14 protein-coding genes are annotated in these 17447 nt (G+C 52.4%); 6 read left to right on the plus strand and 8 right to left on the minus strand.

Going from position 1 to position 17447, the window contains the following annotated elements; all coding sequences use genetic code 11:
- Window positions 1-551: 551 nt before the first annotated feature.
- Window positions 552-1415 (plus strand): MlaA family lipoprotein, encoded by an 864-nt coding sequence (locus ACWHYD_RS20150; protein ID WP_447963785.1) that lies wholly within the window; start codon window positions 552-554, stop codon window positions 1413-1415.
- A 206-nt stretch (window positions 1416-1621) separates the two neighbouring features.
- Here ACWHYD_RS20150 and ACWHYD_RS20155 read toward each other — a convergent pair whose 3' ends face one another.
- Window positions 1622-1930: a hypothetical protein gene (locus ACWHYD_RS20155; RefSeq protein ID WP_447963786.1), complete on the minus strand. Its 309-nt coding sequence runs from the start codon at window positions 1928-1930 to the stop codon at window positions 1622-1624.
- Window positions 1931-2189: 259 nt separating this feature from the next.
- Between ACWHYD_RS20155 and ACWHYD_RS20160 the strand changes: the two genes are divergently transcribed.
- The 4 genes from ACWHYD_RS20160 (at window position 2190) to ACWHYD_RS20175 (ending at window position 6180) form a co-directional block, all read left to right on the plus strand.
- Entirely contained in the window at window positions 2190-3680 is a 1491-nt protein-coding gene (locus ACWHYD_RS20160) for a DUF2868 domain-containing protein (RefSeq protein ID WP_447963787.1), read from the plus strand.
- Window positions 3677-5119 carry a GTPase domain-containing protein gene (locus ACWHYD_RS20165; protein WP_447963788.1) on the plus strand — a complete coding sequence of 481 codons (1443 nt, stop codon included), beginning with the start codon at window positions 3677-3679 and terminating at the stop codon, window positions 5117-5119. Before ACWHYD_RS20160 ends, ACWHYD_RS20165 begins: the two co-directional genes overlap by 4 nt.
- Before the next feature lie 102 nt (window positions 5120-5221).
- Window positions 5222-5485 carry a hypothetical protein gene (locus ACWHYD_RS20170; protein WP_447963789.1) on the plus strand — a complete coding sequence of 88 codons (264 nt, stop codon included), beginning with the start codon at window positions 5222-5224 and terminating at the stop codon, window positions 5483-5485.
- 29 nt (window positions 5486-5514) lie between these two features.
- The gene (locus ACWHYD_RS20175; protein WP_447963790.1) at window positions 5515-6180 is read left to right on the plus strand and encodes a hypothetical protein; all 666 of its coding nucleotides are present in this window, start codon (window positions 5515-5517) and stop codon (window positions 6178-6180) included.
- A gap of 89 nt (window positions 6181-6269) precedes the next feature.
- Here ACWHYD_RS20175 and ACWHYD_RS20180 read toward each other — a convergent pair whose 3' ends face one another.
- Window positions 6270-7652: an HD-GYP domain-containing protein gene (locus tag ACWHYD_RS20180; protein WP_447963791.1), complete on the minus strand. Its 1383-nt coding sequence runs from the start codon at window positions 7650-7652 to the stop codon at window positions 6270-6272.
- Window positions 7653-7951: 299 nt separating this feature from the next.
- On the opposite strand from ACWHYD_RS20180, the gene ACWHYD_RS20185 reads away from it, so the two are divergent.
- Window positions 7952-10654 carry an AMP-binding protein gene (locus ACWHYD_RS20185; RefSeq protein ID WP_447963792.1) on the plus strand — a complete coding sequence of 901 codons (2703 nt, stop codon included), beginning with the start codon at window positions 7952-7954 and terminating at the stop codon, window positions 10652-10654.
- Between the two features lie 224 nt (window positions 10655-10878).
- On the opposite strand, the gene ACWHYD_RS20190 is transcribed toward ACWHYD_RS20185, so the two are convergent.
- From ACWHYD_RS20190 to ACWHYD_RS20215, 6 genes are read right to left on the minus strand one after another with little or no spacing between them, the layout of a single operon-like run.
- Window positions 10879-11646, minus strand: coding sequence for a tetratricopeptide repeat protein (locus tag ACWHYD_RS20190; RefSeq protein ID WP_447963793.1), 768 nt, complete (start codon window positions 11644-11646; stop codon window positions 10879-10881).
- Window positions 11647-11686: 40 nt separating this feature from the next.
- A complete protein-coding gene (locus ACWHYD_RS20195; RefSeq protein WP_447963794.1) occupies window positions 11687-12649 on the minus strand; it encodes a type II secretion system F family protein in 963 nt (320 codons plus the stop codon).
- A gap of 11 nt (window positions 12650-12660) precedes the next feature.
- Complete coding sequence (locus ACWHYD_RS20200) at window positions 12661-13524, minus strand: type II secretion system F family protein (RefSeq protein ID WP_447963795.1); 864 nt, start codon at window positions 13522-13524, stop codon at window positions 12661-12663.
- The gene (locus ACWHYD_RS20205; RefSeq protein WP_447963796.1) at window positions 13511-14965 is read right to left on the minus strand and encodes a CpaF family protein; all 1455 of its coding nucleotides are present in this window, start codon (window positions 14963-14965) and stop codon (window positions 13511-13513) included. Before ACWHYD_RS20205 ends, ACWHYD_RS20200 begins: the two co-directional genes overlap by 14 nt.
- 13 nt (window positions 14966-14978) lie before the next feature.
- Window positions 14979-16199, minus strand: coding sequence for an AAA family ATPase (locus tag ACWHYD_RS20210; RefSeq protein ID WP_447963797.1), 1221 nt, complete (start codon window positions 16197-16199; stop codon window positions 14979-14981).
- A 14-nt stretch (window positions 16200-16213) separates the two neighbouring features.
- Window positions 16214-17443 (minus strand): Tad domain-containing protein, encoded by a 1230-nt coding sequence (locus tag ACWHYD_RS20215; RefSeq protein ID WP_447963798.1) that lies wholly within the window; start codon window positions 17441-17443, stop codon window positions 16214-16216.
- Window positions 17444-17447: the final 4 nt, after the last annotated feature.

A 17447-nucleotide genomic window follows, 5' to 3' on the forward strand; every position in this document is an offset into this window, starting at 1 on the left:
ACCTTCTGGTTAAGAGGCATTGATGCCCCATGAACCGCATTGGTCACTTACGACCAATCAGCAAAGGGAGTGCCACTAAAAAAGCTTTTTCACATGCAGCACTTTGATAATCGTTAATGCTGCCTCCTCTCCAATACTGAGGACGATCTTCCCTCTAAAGAGAAAAGCCTCATTGAAAACGTCGATGCACTTTACGACCTCTGAGGTACATCATGAAAAAGTATGGCAGCATCTAAGTTTTCCAAGGTTTTCTCTGTAATGTTTTGTTAAGGAATCTGACAAAACTTTCAGCAGTCTTTTTCATGCCTTTACCAAAACAGACGAGAAAGGCCTGAATCCTATCACTAGTCACAGGTCTTTCGAGAAGTGGGGACGAGGAAAGAGATTGTTGGCTTGGGTAAGGGATTTTGTTACAGTCCGCTCGGTTTATCCCTGAAATAATTGAAGTTATTCTGTATTACTGGTTTATTTTAAAGTTCTAATCACTAGATGAAGTGGACTGGTTCCACCTACATCTTCAAAAAGAAGCTTTTGGCATGAGAGGAGAAACGATGCGATTGTCCATCTGGGTGATACTATGCCTTACCGTAGGACTTAGTGGATGTGCAGGAAATGCCAAATCCACCAAGACCCAGGGTGGCATGGAATCAGAGCCGGCTATTCAAATGGTTGAATTTGAGGACGGACTCGACTCGGAGGGCGAGGAGAAAGAAACTGAATTTTTTGATCCCTTTGATGAATCCGATCAAGCCCAGGGCAAGGACTATGACCCTCTAGAACCTGTTAATTCCGCCGTCTTTGAATTTAATTACCGACTGGACAAATATGTGGTGAAGCCGGCTGCCAAAGTTTATAATTTCTTTATCCCTCCCGACGTTCAGCAAAGCTTCTCTAACGTGTTTCAAAATATTCGATTTGTGCCGAGACTTTTCAACAACCTTTTCCAGGCAAAGTTTCAGGGCGCCGGCATTGAGCTGAGCCGGTTCCTCATCAATTCCACCCTTGGGGTGGGAGGGTTGTTTGATCCGGCGAAAATCATGTTTGATTTGGATACCCCCCAAGAGGACATGGGACAAACCTTAGGATCCTATGGAGTGGGGCCGGGACCCTTCCTCATGATTCCATTTCTGGGACCCTTCACATTGCGGGATGGGATTGGTTTTATCGGCGACTCCTTCCTTGACCCTTTTAATTGGCTGGTCCTTCCCTTTATTGAAATCGCTGATGCCCCAAGATTGGTCCAACACGATCCGACCGTCACATTTTCACGGCTTGGAATGGTTGCTGGCGAAACCGTGAATCTCCGGGCACTCACACTTGAAAAATTTCAAGGCGTTGAGGAAGGCACGCTCGATTTATATGGAGCCGTCCGGAATGCATATCTCCAGCAACGAAGGAAGGCCATTCAGGAATAGCCCTCAAGCCCCTCATCCTGGACTCCGCCCCAACCACAACTCTAAGAGCATAGAGCCTCTTGAAATTTCATTTTCCCGCTGCCTCCTTTTCATAGCACCAACAACTGTTCTCGAAGACAGGGAAGGAAAGAAACGGGTATCATACCTGAAAAATGGAAGGGTTTTTCAGGATTCAATTTTCAATTATGCCCAAACCAGCAGAAAACTCAACCACTGACTTCCACCCATCTCCCAATTGGGCCATTCTTGCTAACTCCCCCAACATTTGTCATTGTTGTGGATGGGATACGGACGGCAGAGCCTATCCTCGCCCCCCTTATTGTATCGATTTTTCTTGCCATTATTATGGCATCACCACTGGCGATGTTTGGTGTCGTCCTGAGAGTTTTTGGGCTCGGGGTTGTGTTTCTGTCCTTAGTGTTTTGGAGGTAGGTGTGAGGACCGGTTGGAATATTTCTTTCCTTTCCCATGACCATGGTGGTGAAAATTGCCAATCTCATGAGACTCAACTGCATGCTTCTCCTTCTGAGTCACACCAGGTAGGTGCGGTTTCACTCCATTCCTAACTCAAATATGGTGAGCATGCCCGGTGTTTCCTATTTTCCTTGGCTCGACCAAACACCATGCAATTAGCGATTTTTCACCCAATAGAAAACATCACTTCCTACACCCACACAACAGTCAAATCAGTCATGATCGTAGGTCAACTCCGTCCTTGCATAGTCACCACATCCTAAGAATGTCACCGATTCAGATTCCAAAATAGCTCCAGTCATGAATTCGAGAGCCGCATCAAAGATTTTATTAATCCAGGCGCTGGAACAATCAGACCCGCAGGCACGTTACATCTCACATTCCACCAGACAATGGGCCACCCAACAAGCAAAAGCACGCTCGTCTCACCAGCCAAACCCATCTACTGAAAGCTCAATACAATTTCTCATAAATCGGGCTGAATCCCTCTGGAATTTTCTCTCCACTTCTTACCCCATCATCACGGAGTCATTTCGAGGTGTTCAGGTCACGATTCCATTCACTTTCGTGGCGATACCGGCCTTAGCTGCCGGCCTTCTCATCAATGGACTAGGAACATCTCAACAAGTCAATCTCTTAAATTTTCCACTCTTGTTTCTGCTTTTATGGAACATTGGGACCTATACCGGTAACATTCTGCTGCCGCTCCTTGGAAACGACCCAAGCGGGCCACTTCTCCGGCACCTGTCCAAAGGATTGGCCACCACAAACAAATGGTTGGGGAAAGGACCATGGCCAAAGATTGCTTTACCTGAAGGTGCCGGCAGAGAGTGGATCCCTCAGTCTACCGAACGATTTATGAACCTATGGTGGAAACACTGTCATCCCATCATTATCAGTCGCGTTCGTCATCTGCTGCATATTGGATCAGCCTGTCTGGCGCTGGGCATCATCCTCAGTATGTACGTTCGTGGACTAGTTTTAGATTATCAAGCCACCTGGGAAAGCACCTTCTTATCAGCGACACAGGTGCATACGGTCTTACACCTACTCTTGGGACCTGCAGCCTGGCTTCTGGGTTTTCCCTTTCCATCAACTATAGACTTTGCAGATCTTCAAGCTCCCAACCATGGCTCTGCTGCTCCGTGGATGCATATGTGGGCACTGACGGCCTTTGTGGGAATCGTCATACCTCGGGTAATCCTGGCCTGGCTATCCGCACGTTTTGCACATAAAGCCGCGGAATCCATCCCGCTCAATCTCAATGAGCCGTACTATCTGCAGTTGCTGAGTACTGAACGCGGACAAGGCATCCAAATTGACATTCTGCCGTACAGTTATCAACCCTCCCCGGCCACTTTGGATTTCTTGGGACAATGCCTCCTGGACCTCCTTGGCAATCAGGCGACTTTGCATTGGAGAGACCCGCTTCCTTATGGACAGACAAGTGTTCCCTGGTTGCAGACAAACTCCTCACCCCAAACGATGGTTCTCGTTTGTAATCTGGCGCAAACCCCGGAAGCGGAGGTGCACGGTGAACTATTCCATATGCTTCAAACCTCAATCGAACCCTGTAACGGACAACATCACTTACTCCTTGTTCTGGACCAGGAACCCTATCGCCACTTGGCTGATCAGGCACAAATGACAGGACGGCAACAAACCTGGCAACGACTCGCCAACGACCACCACCTGCAAATCGTGATGTTCGATGCAAAGAACACCCTCCGCGACCAGCTTCTTGAGAAAGCACAAGCTGCTCTTTGGCCCCCAAAAGGTGAGATGACATGACGGCGCCTTCCTCCATCACTCTTTCACTCATTTCCCACACGAATATCGGGAAGACCACCTTGGCCCGCACTCTGTTGCGTCGCGACATCGGACAGGTGCTCGATCAGGCCCATGTCACACTTCAAAATGAACACTTTGTTTTGCTGGAGACTTCTGATGGCTCACAGCTCAACCTGTGGGATACCCCAGGTTTTGGAAATAGCCACAAGCTCTTGGGCCGACTTCAAGGACTCACCAACCCGATTGGGTGGATGGTGTCTCAAGTCTGGGACCGTATAGCAGACAAACCGTTTTGGTGCAGTCAGCAAGCGATCCGAAACGTCAGGGATGAAGCTGACGTCGTGTTATACCTCGTCAACGCTGCAGAGGACCCGTCCATGGCGGGCTATCTTCAGCCTGAACTAGATCTTCTCACGTGGCTCGATAAGCCCGTCATTGTGCTAGTGAATCAAACCGGCCTGATCCATCCACAAGAACAGCGACAATTGGAATCCCTTTGGAGGCAACATTGGGTCAATCATCGCGTCATTAAAGACGTGATGAGCTTGGACGCCTTTACGCGTTGCTGGGTTCAAGAAGGTGTTTTATGGGATCACGTCACTCAGGCCTTGCCCCCGGAAAAACATCACACGATGAAAAAATTAGAAAAGGCCTGGTATGCCACCCACCGGCAGATCTTTGATGCATCCATGACCCGTCTCGCTCAACTCTTAGCCGAGACCGCCCTGGATGGAGAACGCCTTTCCCAAGAGCCGACGGGGCTCTCAAAAAAGCCGCAAATCAAAAATGCCATTCACGCCCTGGACCAACGATTAGCCCAACGTATCTCAGCCGTCACGGCAGACCTGATCGAGTTACATGGGTTAACCGGCAATGTCCCACACACACTCAAGTCCAGGATTGAAGATGTGACCGTGCCGGGTGAAAGAAAACCATGGGAAGAAGAAACGTTCTGGGGAGCACTAGCCAGCGGAGCCGCCGCCGGATTGGCTTCAGACTTAGCCACCGGAGGACTCTCTCATGGCGCCTTTACCATTGGTGGAGCCATCCTTGGAGCATTAGCCGAACGGACCTATGCCAAAAGTCAGGAAACAGAAGATTCCAATCGAATATCCTGGGTTCCTGCCTTTCTCGACCGGCAAACACGCGATGCGTTGCTACGCTATTTAGCGGTGACCCATTGCGGGAGGGGAAAGGGTGACTACACTGACCCAAGAGAGTTTCCCCTCTTTTGGCAACGCGCCACGGAAAAAGCTCTTGAACAACGAAAGGACGATCTTCACCAACTCTGGAAACTGACCCAATCTCCACAACCCTTAACCGGAATTACCGATCGCATCCGGACTAACCTCGCTCCTCTACTCTCAGGGATGAGCCAAGAAATTCTAGGCCAATTTTACCCGGAAGCCAAAGGCTGGTTAATACAACAAGCTCGCTAATCTGCACTCATTCCACGATCGAGTTGGGAAAACCTAAGCCCAATCTCAAATGGGGGAGTTTCCAGTTCCAAACTTAAAATCAGCTTGGTAGAGTGGACTCCCGTGAATCCAGATCAAATCGAGCGAGACTATCAACAAGCTCTTCGGCGCATAGGAGAGGCCAAAGACACCCTGGCCGCGTCGCTGGACCTGTCCTGCCTCATCTGGGATCGACTCCCGCCGGAGCTCTTCGAGCTGACCTGGCTGGAAGAGCTAGCCCTGCAACAGAGTGTGGAATCTTGGAAGGGTCCAAAGGGAACCATTCCTCTTCTTCCGCAGGAATTTGCCCAGCTTCCAGGGTTGCGCCACGGAATATTAGTAAGGTAGGCGTTCAATACCTGGCACCCCTGACCGCCATGGAACAGTTGACTACCCTCCACTGCAGCAACAATCGGCTCACCGACCTTACACTGCTCGCACCACTGAGTCTGGACGGAAGGGATTTTGTGGCGCTTGCGGTTTTGGAGCAAGCCCGGCAAAAGGGAAAGCCGCAGGTGATTTCCCGTGCACAAGACATTGTGGAGGGTCGGCCCTATCATGGGTTTCTCCAGTTACCGGAGCTTGATATGGATCAGAAAATCTTTCCCGACCCGTCCCGCCCGACCCGGCGCGGGCGGGTCTTCATTTCCTATCCCCACAAGAATCAAGATCCCTATTTGGAACGGATGAAAGTGTGTTTGAAAATTTTAAAACGAAGTTTTTCCCCTCGAGTTCGGGCACGACCGGCAATTGTATCCCGGCGAGCCTTGGGAGGCGAAAATCCTCCAACAATTAGAACAGGCCGATCTGGTCTGTTTGTTGATTGGTCCGGATTTCATCGCCTCGGATTATTGTTTCTCCAAGGAAATGGAAAAGGCGCCTTTCAGGGGAAAAATCCTTCCGGTGAGAACCGCAGGATGAAATTCCGGTTAGCTTTATTCGGAGCCAAAATATGGTCGGCGTTGGCGTCAGAATTTTGTATGAAGAATTTCTTTTTATCCATCGACATTTCGAAGCATAACCCAAGGCCATCCCGATACTAGACAGTGGTTAGAGACAGACTTCATTTCTGAAGAAAATGTATCCGGCTCCACATCAACTCCGGTTCACACTTCAGGGTGGGTTTGGGAGATTACCGCCGCCGTCTGCTGTTGAACGCCATGGTTGTGGGTTCGGTCGCATGCACAAACATGGCCATTCGACGGGGACTCAAATACACTAGGGCATTCAAGGGTACATCCTTGACATGGAGAGCTTGCTTGATTTCCAACTCAGGCTCTTGCGCCAAATTGACCAACATTCCATCACTTCGGCAAATCCAAGGCGCATACAACAACACTGTCGGTCTTGTGGGGTGATGAATATTGATCCGAGCCACGACCCCGAGAAATCCGTCCGTTAATTCTACCAGGCTCCCTGGCGGATAGACCCCAATGGCCTGCACCAGGGCTTGCACCACCTCCGGACAGAATCTGGACAATTCTTCCTTCATGACGACGTGGCGAAAGAGACGGGACAGGGCCGCATGGGGAGTGAGACTCGTTTGCAGATCAGGGGCATTGCAGAGTTCATCATAATGATCTGCCACCATGACAATTTTGGTCGGCAACGAGAGGGCACCTGCCCTCATGCCTTTGGGAAACCCCGAACCATCCAGTCGTTCATGATGGTGACCAATCATTTCCAATACTGCCGGACTGGTATCCGGGAAGGCCGCCATGAGCTGTCGCCCTACCTCCGTATGACGTTTCCCCAACTCCGGATCCGATTCGATTTTCATGCCACCCGCACTAAATCGTACGTTCATTGGTAACGCGCGATAACCCACATCATGGAAGAGGGCTCCACGCCCGAGATCAAGCAATCCTTCGGCTTCCAAACCCAATTGACGGCCAATGAGTAGGGACAAGGTGCACACGTTGAGGGCATGTTCGGACAAGCCCCACGTGGCACCGTTACTACCGACAACATCAATTAAAGACATTGCCGTGTGGGGATGTTGTATGGCGGTAACAATACTGGTGATCATCGCATCCGCGGTTTTACGTCCAGACGGTCGGCGTTCACTCAGTTGCCGAAACAATTCATTGCCCTGTCCAAGGGATTTTTGATACGCCCCTTCGACCTTACGCAAATGATCCTGAAATTCATGGTAATCCTCCCGCCGATCCAGGATTGTCGATAGAGAAGATTCTTTAATAAGTGGTCCGCTGTCTGCAGGAGGATCCAATTCTGATTCAAAAATGGCCTCCGTATCTTCCTCCCTGCTTGCATCCTCCTCGAAATTCAAGGGCCGCCGGTTTTGATCTGAATCCTCCTCAGCCTCTAGCAAGGCGGACCGGTCGGGATCTTGGAGAATGACGACATTTTTGAGGGCTTGAATGGTGGCCAGATCATCAGAGGATTTGATTTGAAAGGTGTTCGTGGGAAAAGGATGGCTGAACCAGGACCCTTCCAGTTTGACAAACGTCCCGACACAAAGATCCCGGGTATCTTCAACTTTAAAGAACGGCATAGAACAATCCCTTTTTTAAGAAAAAAACAAAATAACCAGTTAGGGAGCGACCGCAAAACACCAGGCGCCTAAATAGAAATCTCCTGGCTTTTTCGGATTTTTTTGCTTTTTTGTTAAGCTTTTGTAGCCTGGTGTGTATTAAATCTTCGCTCTTCCTGCTGAGTAATATTCATCACAACAATCTGCCGCTTTTTTAGAGTCGGTTTCCGCTACCCAAGTCTTGTCTTGGAACCATGCCCCCATTCGGGTAGACTTGCTTTTGCATCTTTTCTTGGCATCCCTTTTAGGAGACTCAAACGATGCAGGCTCCTCTCATCGCTCCCACTCACCTTCCAGATACGATTCCTGAGGCGTTTTTCGCACTCTCGGCAATCGCCGCCGATCATGTGGTCCTGCAAATAAAAGAAGGGGATGACTATCGACAACAGACCTACGGGGAAGTGTCGAAGCTTGTTCGGGGACTGGCAAGCAGTCTTCATGAGCATGGACTTCATCCGGGGCATCGCGTCGCCATTGTGGCTGAAAATTGTCCGGAATGGGTGATCGCTCATCTCAGCATTCTCACCGTCGGCGCCACAGCCGTTCCCCTGGATATTCAGATGCCACAGGAGCAACTTCTGTCCTTCCTCACCACGTCCAACAGTCGGTTTGTCTTCGTGAGCTCAAAAACCGTAGACCTGATCCGAAACCTTCCAGCCACCATCACCGTCGTGAACATGGATTCCCTTACAGAATCTCACCACCTGTCCATGAAGGACCTCATGGAACAAGGACAGGAAAAACCCTCCGTTGACCTGCGAGTGAATCCGGACGACGTGGCTTCGTTACTTTATACCTCTGGCACAACCAAAAAACCTAAAGGCGTGCTACTCACTCACCGGAATTTTATGGCCAACGCCAAAGACATTATTGGAAAAGACTTAGCGGGGCCGGAAGATAACTTCCTAGTGATGCTCCCGCTACACCATGCCTATCCCTTCATGATCGCCTACCTCGTTCCCATATTCCTGGGTGCAAGAATGACCTTCCTATCATCACTCAAGGGGCCGGATCTGGTGCAATGTATTCATGAGACCGGGATCACGATCGCCGTAGGGGTCCCACAAATTTTTACCATGATTCGTCGATCGATTTTTGAAGAACTCGACCGACGTCCGGGATTGGTCCGTTGGATCATCAGGCTTCTACTCAGCCTGTCGGATTTTGTGAGAACCCATACCAGATGGAATCCCGGACGACGGTTTTTTGCTCCTGTTCACCGCCGGTTTGGGCCCTCGCTTCACCTTTTATGCAGCGGCGGAGCCAAACTCGATCCACAAATTTCGAAGGATTTAGGCAATCTGGGATTTACGGTTCGTGAAGGGTACGGGCTCACGGAAACGGCGCCCGTGGTTGCCTTCAGTTCCTTGTCTCGCCTGAAACCGGGCTCCGTCGGCCCACCACTCGCCAGCGTCGAGGTGCGAATCGATCAGCCGAACGAATCAGGAATTGGCGAAGTGGTGGTACGAGGACCCAATTTGATGAAGGGCTACGACCAAGCACCAGCTGAAACAGCCGAGGCTATTCGTGATGGCTGGTTTCATACCGGAGATCTAGGCTATCTGGACTCAGACGGATACCTGTTTCTCACCGGACGAATCAAGGAACTGATCGTCACACCTGGAGGGAAAAACATTCTTCCCGAAGAATTGGAAGAAGCCTACAAACAGAATCCTGCAATTACCGAACTCTGCATCCTTGGGCTCCCCCGTGCTGGTGGGGAAGGCGAACATCTTCATGCCGTGGTCGTACCAAATTTTGATTATTTACGAGAACACAAAATCCATGACTCCGCCACCTACATCAAAGATGCACTCAATAGTGTCGCCGCAACCCTTCCCCCATACAAACGGATTAGTGGTGTGACCTTCATCAAAGATCCCCTCCCCCGTACACGTTTAGGGAAAATCCAACGGCATCTTGTTCTTGCCATGACTCAAACAAAACAGACTGCAGTTGAACCCGCACCGGAGCAGGAACCTGAGACGGACCAGGAGATTCGCGAAACAACCATAGGCCAAGCGGTTATTCAAACGCTTAACAGACTGATTTCGGCAGACCGCGCCCTACGATTGGACGATCACCTGGATCTGGACTTGGGATTCGACTCGTTGAAACGCGTCGAATTTCAAGCCGCCCTCGAAAGCCGGTTGGGGCCGGTCCCGGAAACGTTCATGGGAGAAATCGTCACGGTGCGTGATGTTATTACCAAGCTCATGGCCCTCCAGCAAATTCCCGCCGCACAGACAGAAACCACCTCCTCCTGGCATCAAATCTTTGAAACCCCACTCCCTCCAGCCCTGACAAAAACAGTCCTCGCTCCGCTTTCCAGAGGGAATAAAATCATCGGACAAATAGGAATGGCTATCGTAGGAAGCTTCTCCCGCATAGTCTTTCCATTGACTGTCAAAGGCCTCACACATCTACCCAAAGAGGGACCTTTTATCCTGGCGGCCAACCATCTGAGTTTTATTGATCCCTTTATTATTTTGGGGACTGTGCCACCATCCACCTTTTCACAACTTTACACTCTTGGCTGGGAACCCTTTTTTCGATCACCGTTTCGTCGATGGGTCGCACGCGTGGGTCATGTGATTCCCGTGGGGCCGGAGACGCCCATGGTGACAGTTCTCAAGGCCTCAGTCGCCCTTCTCCGGAAGGGAAAAAGTCTCCTTATTTTTCCGGAAGGAGAGCGAAGCCTTGATGGACGACTCCTACCCTTTAAAAAAGGTCTCGGGGTTCTTGCCTGTGAATTACACATCCCCATTATCCCGGTCAAAATTGATGGAAGTTTTGAGGTCTGGCCCCCAGATGCTAAGACCCCTAAGCGTCATCCCATCACTCTCACCTTTGGGCAAAGCCTATGCATTACACCATCCATGGTTGAAACATGGACAACCAGAGGGGAAGACCCTCACCTTCGCGCAACAACACAAATCCGGGATGCCGTGGCATCTCTTTAACAATAGAGGGGAATCATTCAACCTGGTCTTGCCCGAACATGACTTCTGCCTCCAAACATCAGGCAACAGAAAGAGACAACCACGCAACACATGAGCCAGAGTAAAAGGGCAGCACCTGTCCTTAATCACTCAAGAAAAGAGAGCCACTTGAGATTTTTCCTCCTCAACTTTGATGTGCGACCGGCCAGGGAGAGCGCGGGTTTCGTAGCCGAAACAACATGCTTCTACTTGAGAAGCGAAGGAAGCTCGAAATAACCTCCATCCAGAGCAGACGGCTTTTTATCTGAAAGAGGCTTGGCCAATAGCCCGTGCAACCGGGAAATGGGTAGATTCCAATCAGCCTTTAAATCCGCAGATTCCTGGTACAGGAGGCGCGCTTTCTGTAGCTCTCCCTTCCGTTCTTCAAACAGCCCGAGATGATATGCAACCCGCCATCGAGGGGCCCCGAGTTGTTCGGCCACCGCCAATTGAGTCCTGGCTTCTTCAAGTCGCCCGGAAAGAAACAGGGTGGCCGCATACACCTCCCGGAGCTGAGCATGGTCAGGAGACAGCTCCATGCGCTGTTTCAGGAAGGTAAGGGCGAACGGAAGATTCCCTTCTTCCAGAGCAATCCGTGCCCGTAACACCGCGGCATCCGGATGCACTTTGACCAAATCCAAAATGGATGTGAGCCGTTCCCCGGCTTTCCCCAAGTCCCTGTCCTCATAGGCCAGAACAGCCGTCGTCATCAAAGAAGGAATGTGGTTTGGACAAACAAACGCAATTCTTTCAATTTCACCGCGCAGCGCACGGCAACGATCCATTCCGCGGGCATCGCGGTCGCATCCGCCAGAGGTCGATCGGGCTTCCTCCAGCAAGTCCCACGCTTCGGCCAGTTGAAGATCGGGTAACGTGCAGGCCGTTTCGTATTGATTTCGAAGATAAGGGGCATCGGCGCACGCCGAACAGACAAGCAGACCAACTATCAACCCAGAGGCAGCCCACAACTTCACGTCGACTCCTCTGCTGTGTAGGGCCTCACAGGCCAGACCATTACCGAATCCCTCCCGTCATCCCGCTCACAAGGTTCACCAGTTGATGTAACGAGGGACCGAGCGTGGACACGAATATTCCCGGGAGAAAGCAAAGAATGAGCGGAACCACCAATTTGACGGGAAGGGCTTGAGCAAGCATCAAAGCCTGCTCTCGGCGACGGTTCCGGAGATCGTCGGCCTGACGGCGAAGCGTCGTGGCAATACTTGCCCCTACTTGTTCGCTTTGAATCAATGCGGAAATCAGGAACGAGACGGAAGTCACTTCCAAACGGTAGGCCAGCCGTCGAAGACCCTGCAATCTGGACACACCCAGCTGCAGTTCTCGATGGTAGGTACGAAACTCCTGCGACAAAGGCCTGGTGCGAAACTGGGCCCCGAGTATTTTATTCAGGGCCGCATCAAAACTCAGTCCCCCTTCTGTCAGCGTGGCCAGCAATTCCAGCATCAAAGGAAGGTCATGGTCGACATCCATGACCCGTTGGCGACGGGACGCACGAACCACCAGCAATGGAATGCTGGCTAACAGGGAAAGCACGATCCAGGGGCCCGCATAGGCCACGGAAATAAAAGCCTCCCCGATTCCTCCTGGAATACCCTGCAGTGGCACCACCATCACATCGACCACTCCAGACCGGTTCATGATATATGCACTCGCGATTCCCAGAGCTAGCGCTCCTCCGGTAAGTCCCATAAAGATCACGGGCGCCAATCGCCCTCGAAACCCCGACAAAAACAACCACCGGCGCAGCCACCACTCGGAGCGTGCCCGTCCAAGTTCCAGAACAGAACGTTCCGACTCCAGAGTGTCCCGCACCCGCTCAACACTCCGGTGACGACTTGCCCAAGAAACCATTCCGAACAACAGCAGAAGAAGCGCGACAAACATACCCGCCCAGGGCGTCAACATGACTGATGCCACAATCGCGACAATAATCAGGCCGAAATACCACATTTGATTCATGACGACCTCACCTAAAATTTGACCTGACTGATCCGGTTAATCCACACGATGCCCAACGCTTGCAATCCGATAGCTGCTCCCGCCAGCAAGGATCCGATGTCACTATTGAAAAAATTCTCTAACGGGCGGGGATTCGCCCTCCACATGATGAACGTCAACACATAGGATATGGCCAACACCCCGATCACCGAGGCTTTAGCCTCTACGGCTTGGGTCCGAATACGCCGGGAGAGTTCAATCCGGTCCCGAATCGTTCTTCCCACAACGGACAAGGTGGGGGCCAAACTCCCTCCTGTCCACCACTGGGCCGAGAGCGTCAGCGAAAACAGTTGAAAGGTTTCCAACGGAACCCGCTCTCCCAATTCTCGAACTGCAGTTGCGGGGTTTTCTCCCAGACGGATTTTTCGCACAAGGTTATCCAAATACGGCCGTAGAGGCGCGACAGACTCCTGTCGAGCAGTATCCAGCGCCTTGGGGAGTGATAACCCCGCCTGTAAGGCCCCCACCATTAGATCGATCGAATCGGCCAATTGGGTTTCAATGCGGCTCAAGCGCTTGCCGGCAATAATAGACTCCAGTAAAAATCCTAACACTCCAAGCATCAGCCCTGCGGCTCCGGCAAACGGGGGAGAGAACTCCACGAAATAAAATAGGCCAACACTTGCCCCCACTCCTAGACACGCGGGAATGATACGATAACGGGGAGGGAATACGCGCCGGACCGACCGACCGGTCTGAGGGGATTCCCGCCCTGCCCCATCCTGCGCAAGCCTGGCCTGAGTGGCCACCCGAAAAGAGAAGTTTCTCCACCACCAAACGGACAGCCCGACAATCAGACCAATCGCCATCAACCCCGCAAATTCACGAAAACCCATGGAGATCTCTTCCTCCGGTAAACAGGGACAGGGGAATGTCGATATGCTGTTCACGCAATTCTTCAACCACTCTTGGAACGATACCGGTCGGCACAAATTCTCCGGCCACACGCTTTCCCCGAAACCCGCGCCGCCGGAACTGAAAGATGTCCTGCATGAGAGGGGTCAGGCCCTCCATGCCGGTCATTTCCGCAATCGTTTCGATCCGGCGCACGCCGTCTTCATACCGCCGGACCTGAATAATAAGATGAAGGGCAGAAACCATTTGCTCTCGAATGGCGCGGGAAGGCAATTCCGTGCCCGCAAAAAGCACCATGGTTTCCAACCGCGACAACGCATCACGGGGGGAATTGGCGTGAACCGTGCTCATGCTGCCTTCATGACCGGTATTCATAGCTTGCAACATATCCAGGGATTCCGGTCCACGAACTTCCCCGACGATGATCCGGTCCGGCCGCATCCGTAAGGCATTCACCACCAGATCCCTAGCCAAAATCCGCCCTTTGCCCTCGATATTCGGCTGGCGGGTTTCCATCCGGACCACATGTTCCTGATCCAGGTGTAATTCCGCGGTATCTTCAATCGTAATGATGCGCTCGTGAAAGGGAATAGCCTCCGACAACGCCCCCAACAAGGTGGATTTCCCGGCCCCCGTTCCACCTGAAATCAGAAGATTTTTCTTGCCACGAACCACAAGCTCCAGAAACGTCGCCATATCCGGCGACAGCGTTCCCAGTCCCAGGAGATCATTCCGCCGGAGCCGACGGACGCCAAACCGCCGAATGGAGAGGGTCGGCCCATCGATCGTCGCCGGAGGCAGGGTGGCATTAACCCGCGTGCCATCCGCCAGGCGTAGATCCACCATTGGAGAGGCCGTATCCACCCTCCGGCCCATTTGCGCCGCAATCCGCTCGATCACCCGAATCACATGATCGTCGTCCAGAAACTGAACGTCAGTTTTTTCCAACCGGCCATACCGCTCCACATAGACTGACTGGTGGCCGTTGACAAGAATATCCGTCACAGCCGGATCGGCCAACAGCGGAGTCAAGGGCCCCAAACCAATGGCTTCCTCGGTCAATTCTTCGGCCAGCCGTCCCTGCTCCGCCTGATTCAAGGGAATGTGCTCCGATTCTAAAATCCGCGCGGTAAACTCCTTCACTACGGCCGATACATCCTCATGATTGAGTCCAGCGGCCAAATGTTCTCCGATTTCATTCAGGAGTCGCTCCTGAAGGGCGCTTTTTATCGACAGAAAATCGGCATGCTTGACTCGCGCCAGTGGATCATCCAGCAATGCTTCGTCTTTGACCACGTTCATCGCCGGACGTTTCAGCGCAGCCTTGAGCCTCGAGGCCGTATCCGCACTTAATGATTTTCCAAACGGAACGGGCGGCCGGCTCTCTGATGACGAAGGTAATGGAAAATCCTGTTCGCTCATGGTAATGGAACGGTCAGGCCGGCTCCTCGTTCATCAGTTTCGCCAAGTGATCAATTTCCGCGGCAACCGCCCGGTCCGCTAACTGCTCAATTTCCCCAACCAACAGATAGGCGCTACGTCCGAACCCGAAGTATCGGGTAGTTTGGAGAATATACGGTTCCCCGAGATTGGCGCAGGTTAACAGTTTCTTTTGATAGGGAAAGGCATAATGAAATTCTCTCATCAACCGCTCCTCAATCTCCGTTTGCGTCAAATTTCCGGCAAAATTCCGGTAGTTCTGATTCAGAACCAAACGCTGACGCTCGACCGGACATCCAAGCCCCTCCAAAATTGGAAGCAGTTTGGCCGTGCCAATGACATTGGGCGCCGTTCCCTGCATCACGACATAGGTAAAGGTGGACAGATCCAACACCGTCATCACGACACTATCCAACATGGGGAACGTATCAACCACCACGTACATGAACGTTCGCCGCGCTAAGTTCAAAATACGATACATGGATTCCTCATCCACCTCAGACGCTTCGGCCGCATCCCCCGGCGCGGCCAGAAGCGCCAACCCGCACGGATGAGACACGGTCAATTCGCGAAGCAACGTCTCATCAAGACGTCCTTTTTCACGAACGGCGTCCACAATGGTCGTTCGGGGATTCAGATCAAGCATCACTGCGGCAACGCCCAACTGCAAAGACGCATCCACCAGCAACACCTGGCCGGGATGGCGACTGGCCAGCAAACACGCCATATTGACTGAAATCGTCGATTTCCCCACTCCCCCTTTGTTGCTGACAAACGAGACGATATGGCCGAGCGGGGACAGGCTGGATTTGGTCTTTCCCTGCACAAAAACCCGGTCGAGGACCTGTCGAATTTCGGTGCTGGAGAGCGGGTGCCGGAGGAAATCCTGAATACGCGCCCGGACGCCTTCAAGAATAAATGCGCTTTCCGATTGATCGGATTCAAAAAGATCGGGCTTGTACAAGCCGGCGATAGCGGTTCCCGGCAACATCTGAGACACATCAATCGTAAACTCCTTCATGCCGCGAAGATCTCCATTCATCTCGACACAAATCAATTGAGGCCGGCGGTTCCTGGCTAGCTCTTCCGCATGACGGAATGACTCGGCATAGACCGTGACGCATCGGTAACTGCCCACACCCTGAAGCGCGGAATCAAATTCCGCGCGGAGTCCAGGGGATTTCCCTACCACGAGGATATGGAGATTCGTTTCCATTGCACGTTTGCTCCTTAACGAACCAGCGCCGGAGCCAGCAGGGCTCCCTCTTTCTGAATGTCACGATTAACATAAAGCAACAATGCCAATTCGGGTTCCGGCAGAAGGGGAAACGCAGGCAGGAGAGAGACGGTGGCATTTTCTACAGCCACTTGACCCGGTCGCCTGATAATCTGTACCGAACCGGGCGCGGTGCCGGTCATTTCAACCCGCGCAAATCCCACCACCCGTTCCGTCCCCAAAAAATCTTCGTAGAGAGGCGCATACCCGTCGATCGTCACCCGTCCTCCCTCAGGGAATCGAGCATGAACAGGTTCGCCAATGCTCGTGACCGGAAAGAGAAACCGACCGACAACTGTGGACCCAACCTCCACGACGCCTGAAACATTCACAGTGCCCGAACTGGGAACATCCACCACCAGAGAATCCCGCCAGGCTGCACGGGCAAGCGCAAACGGGGCAACACCCAGACGGGGAGGCTCGGACAAACTATCCGGCAGACCCACTCCTCGAACAGGGCGGGCATCGGCAATGGCTGTCGCCCGCACGGTTAGGCCCGTAAAACGAATTCCAGGCGAATCGATTTGGGCCTGGAGAGGTGAGCCAAGTCCTAACACCAGCGGCAGGGTCGGGCCGGCCGAACTCACTCCCGGCACATTATCGACGCCGGCCGGACCTTGAAAGGGTTCCGGTTTTATGGAGCGCCGCAATCGCACGAGAAAGGCATCGGCCATCGGACTGGCGTTCACTTCAGCCGGGACGAAATCGATCCGGGTATAATTTGCACATTCCCGGCGCGGGGCTTCCACCGAACAACCGGGATCGGGAATCCCAAACGTCCCGCTGACCATATCGCCATGTCGGGCATTGGCTTCATCATTCCATTGCAATACCGGTTTGTAGACGGGGGCCGGCGGGACGTCTAATGTCTGCATCGCATTGAGGTCGGTTTGTCCTCCAGTCAGGAACACATCAGGCCCCGCACCAAACTGCAGGAGATCGTCGGTCAGATCAAAGTCATCATCATATGTCCATGCGGCCAGCTGGCTCACCGCCACCCGGCGGTTGAGATCACTGGCAACCGGATCCTCTGGGGCCACATCACGCAGACGCAAGCCTTCCCCCGCCGCAGCATCTGCAACATTTTGCATTTGCACTCTGGTGAGATTGACATACCCCCAATCGATCACTAAGGAGCCAATACCCAGCATTCCCCAAACCAGCAAGACGAACAGCACCAACATAGCC

It is taken from the genome of Nitrospira sp. Ecomares 2.1 (assembly GCF_965152585.1).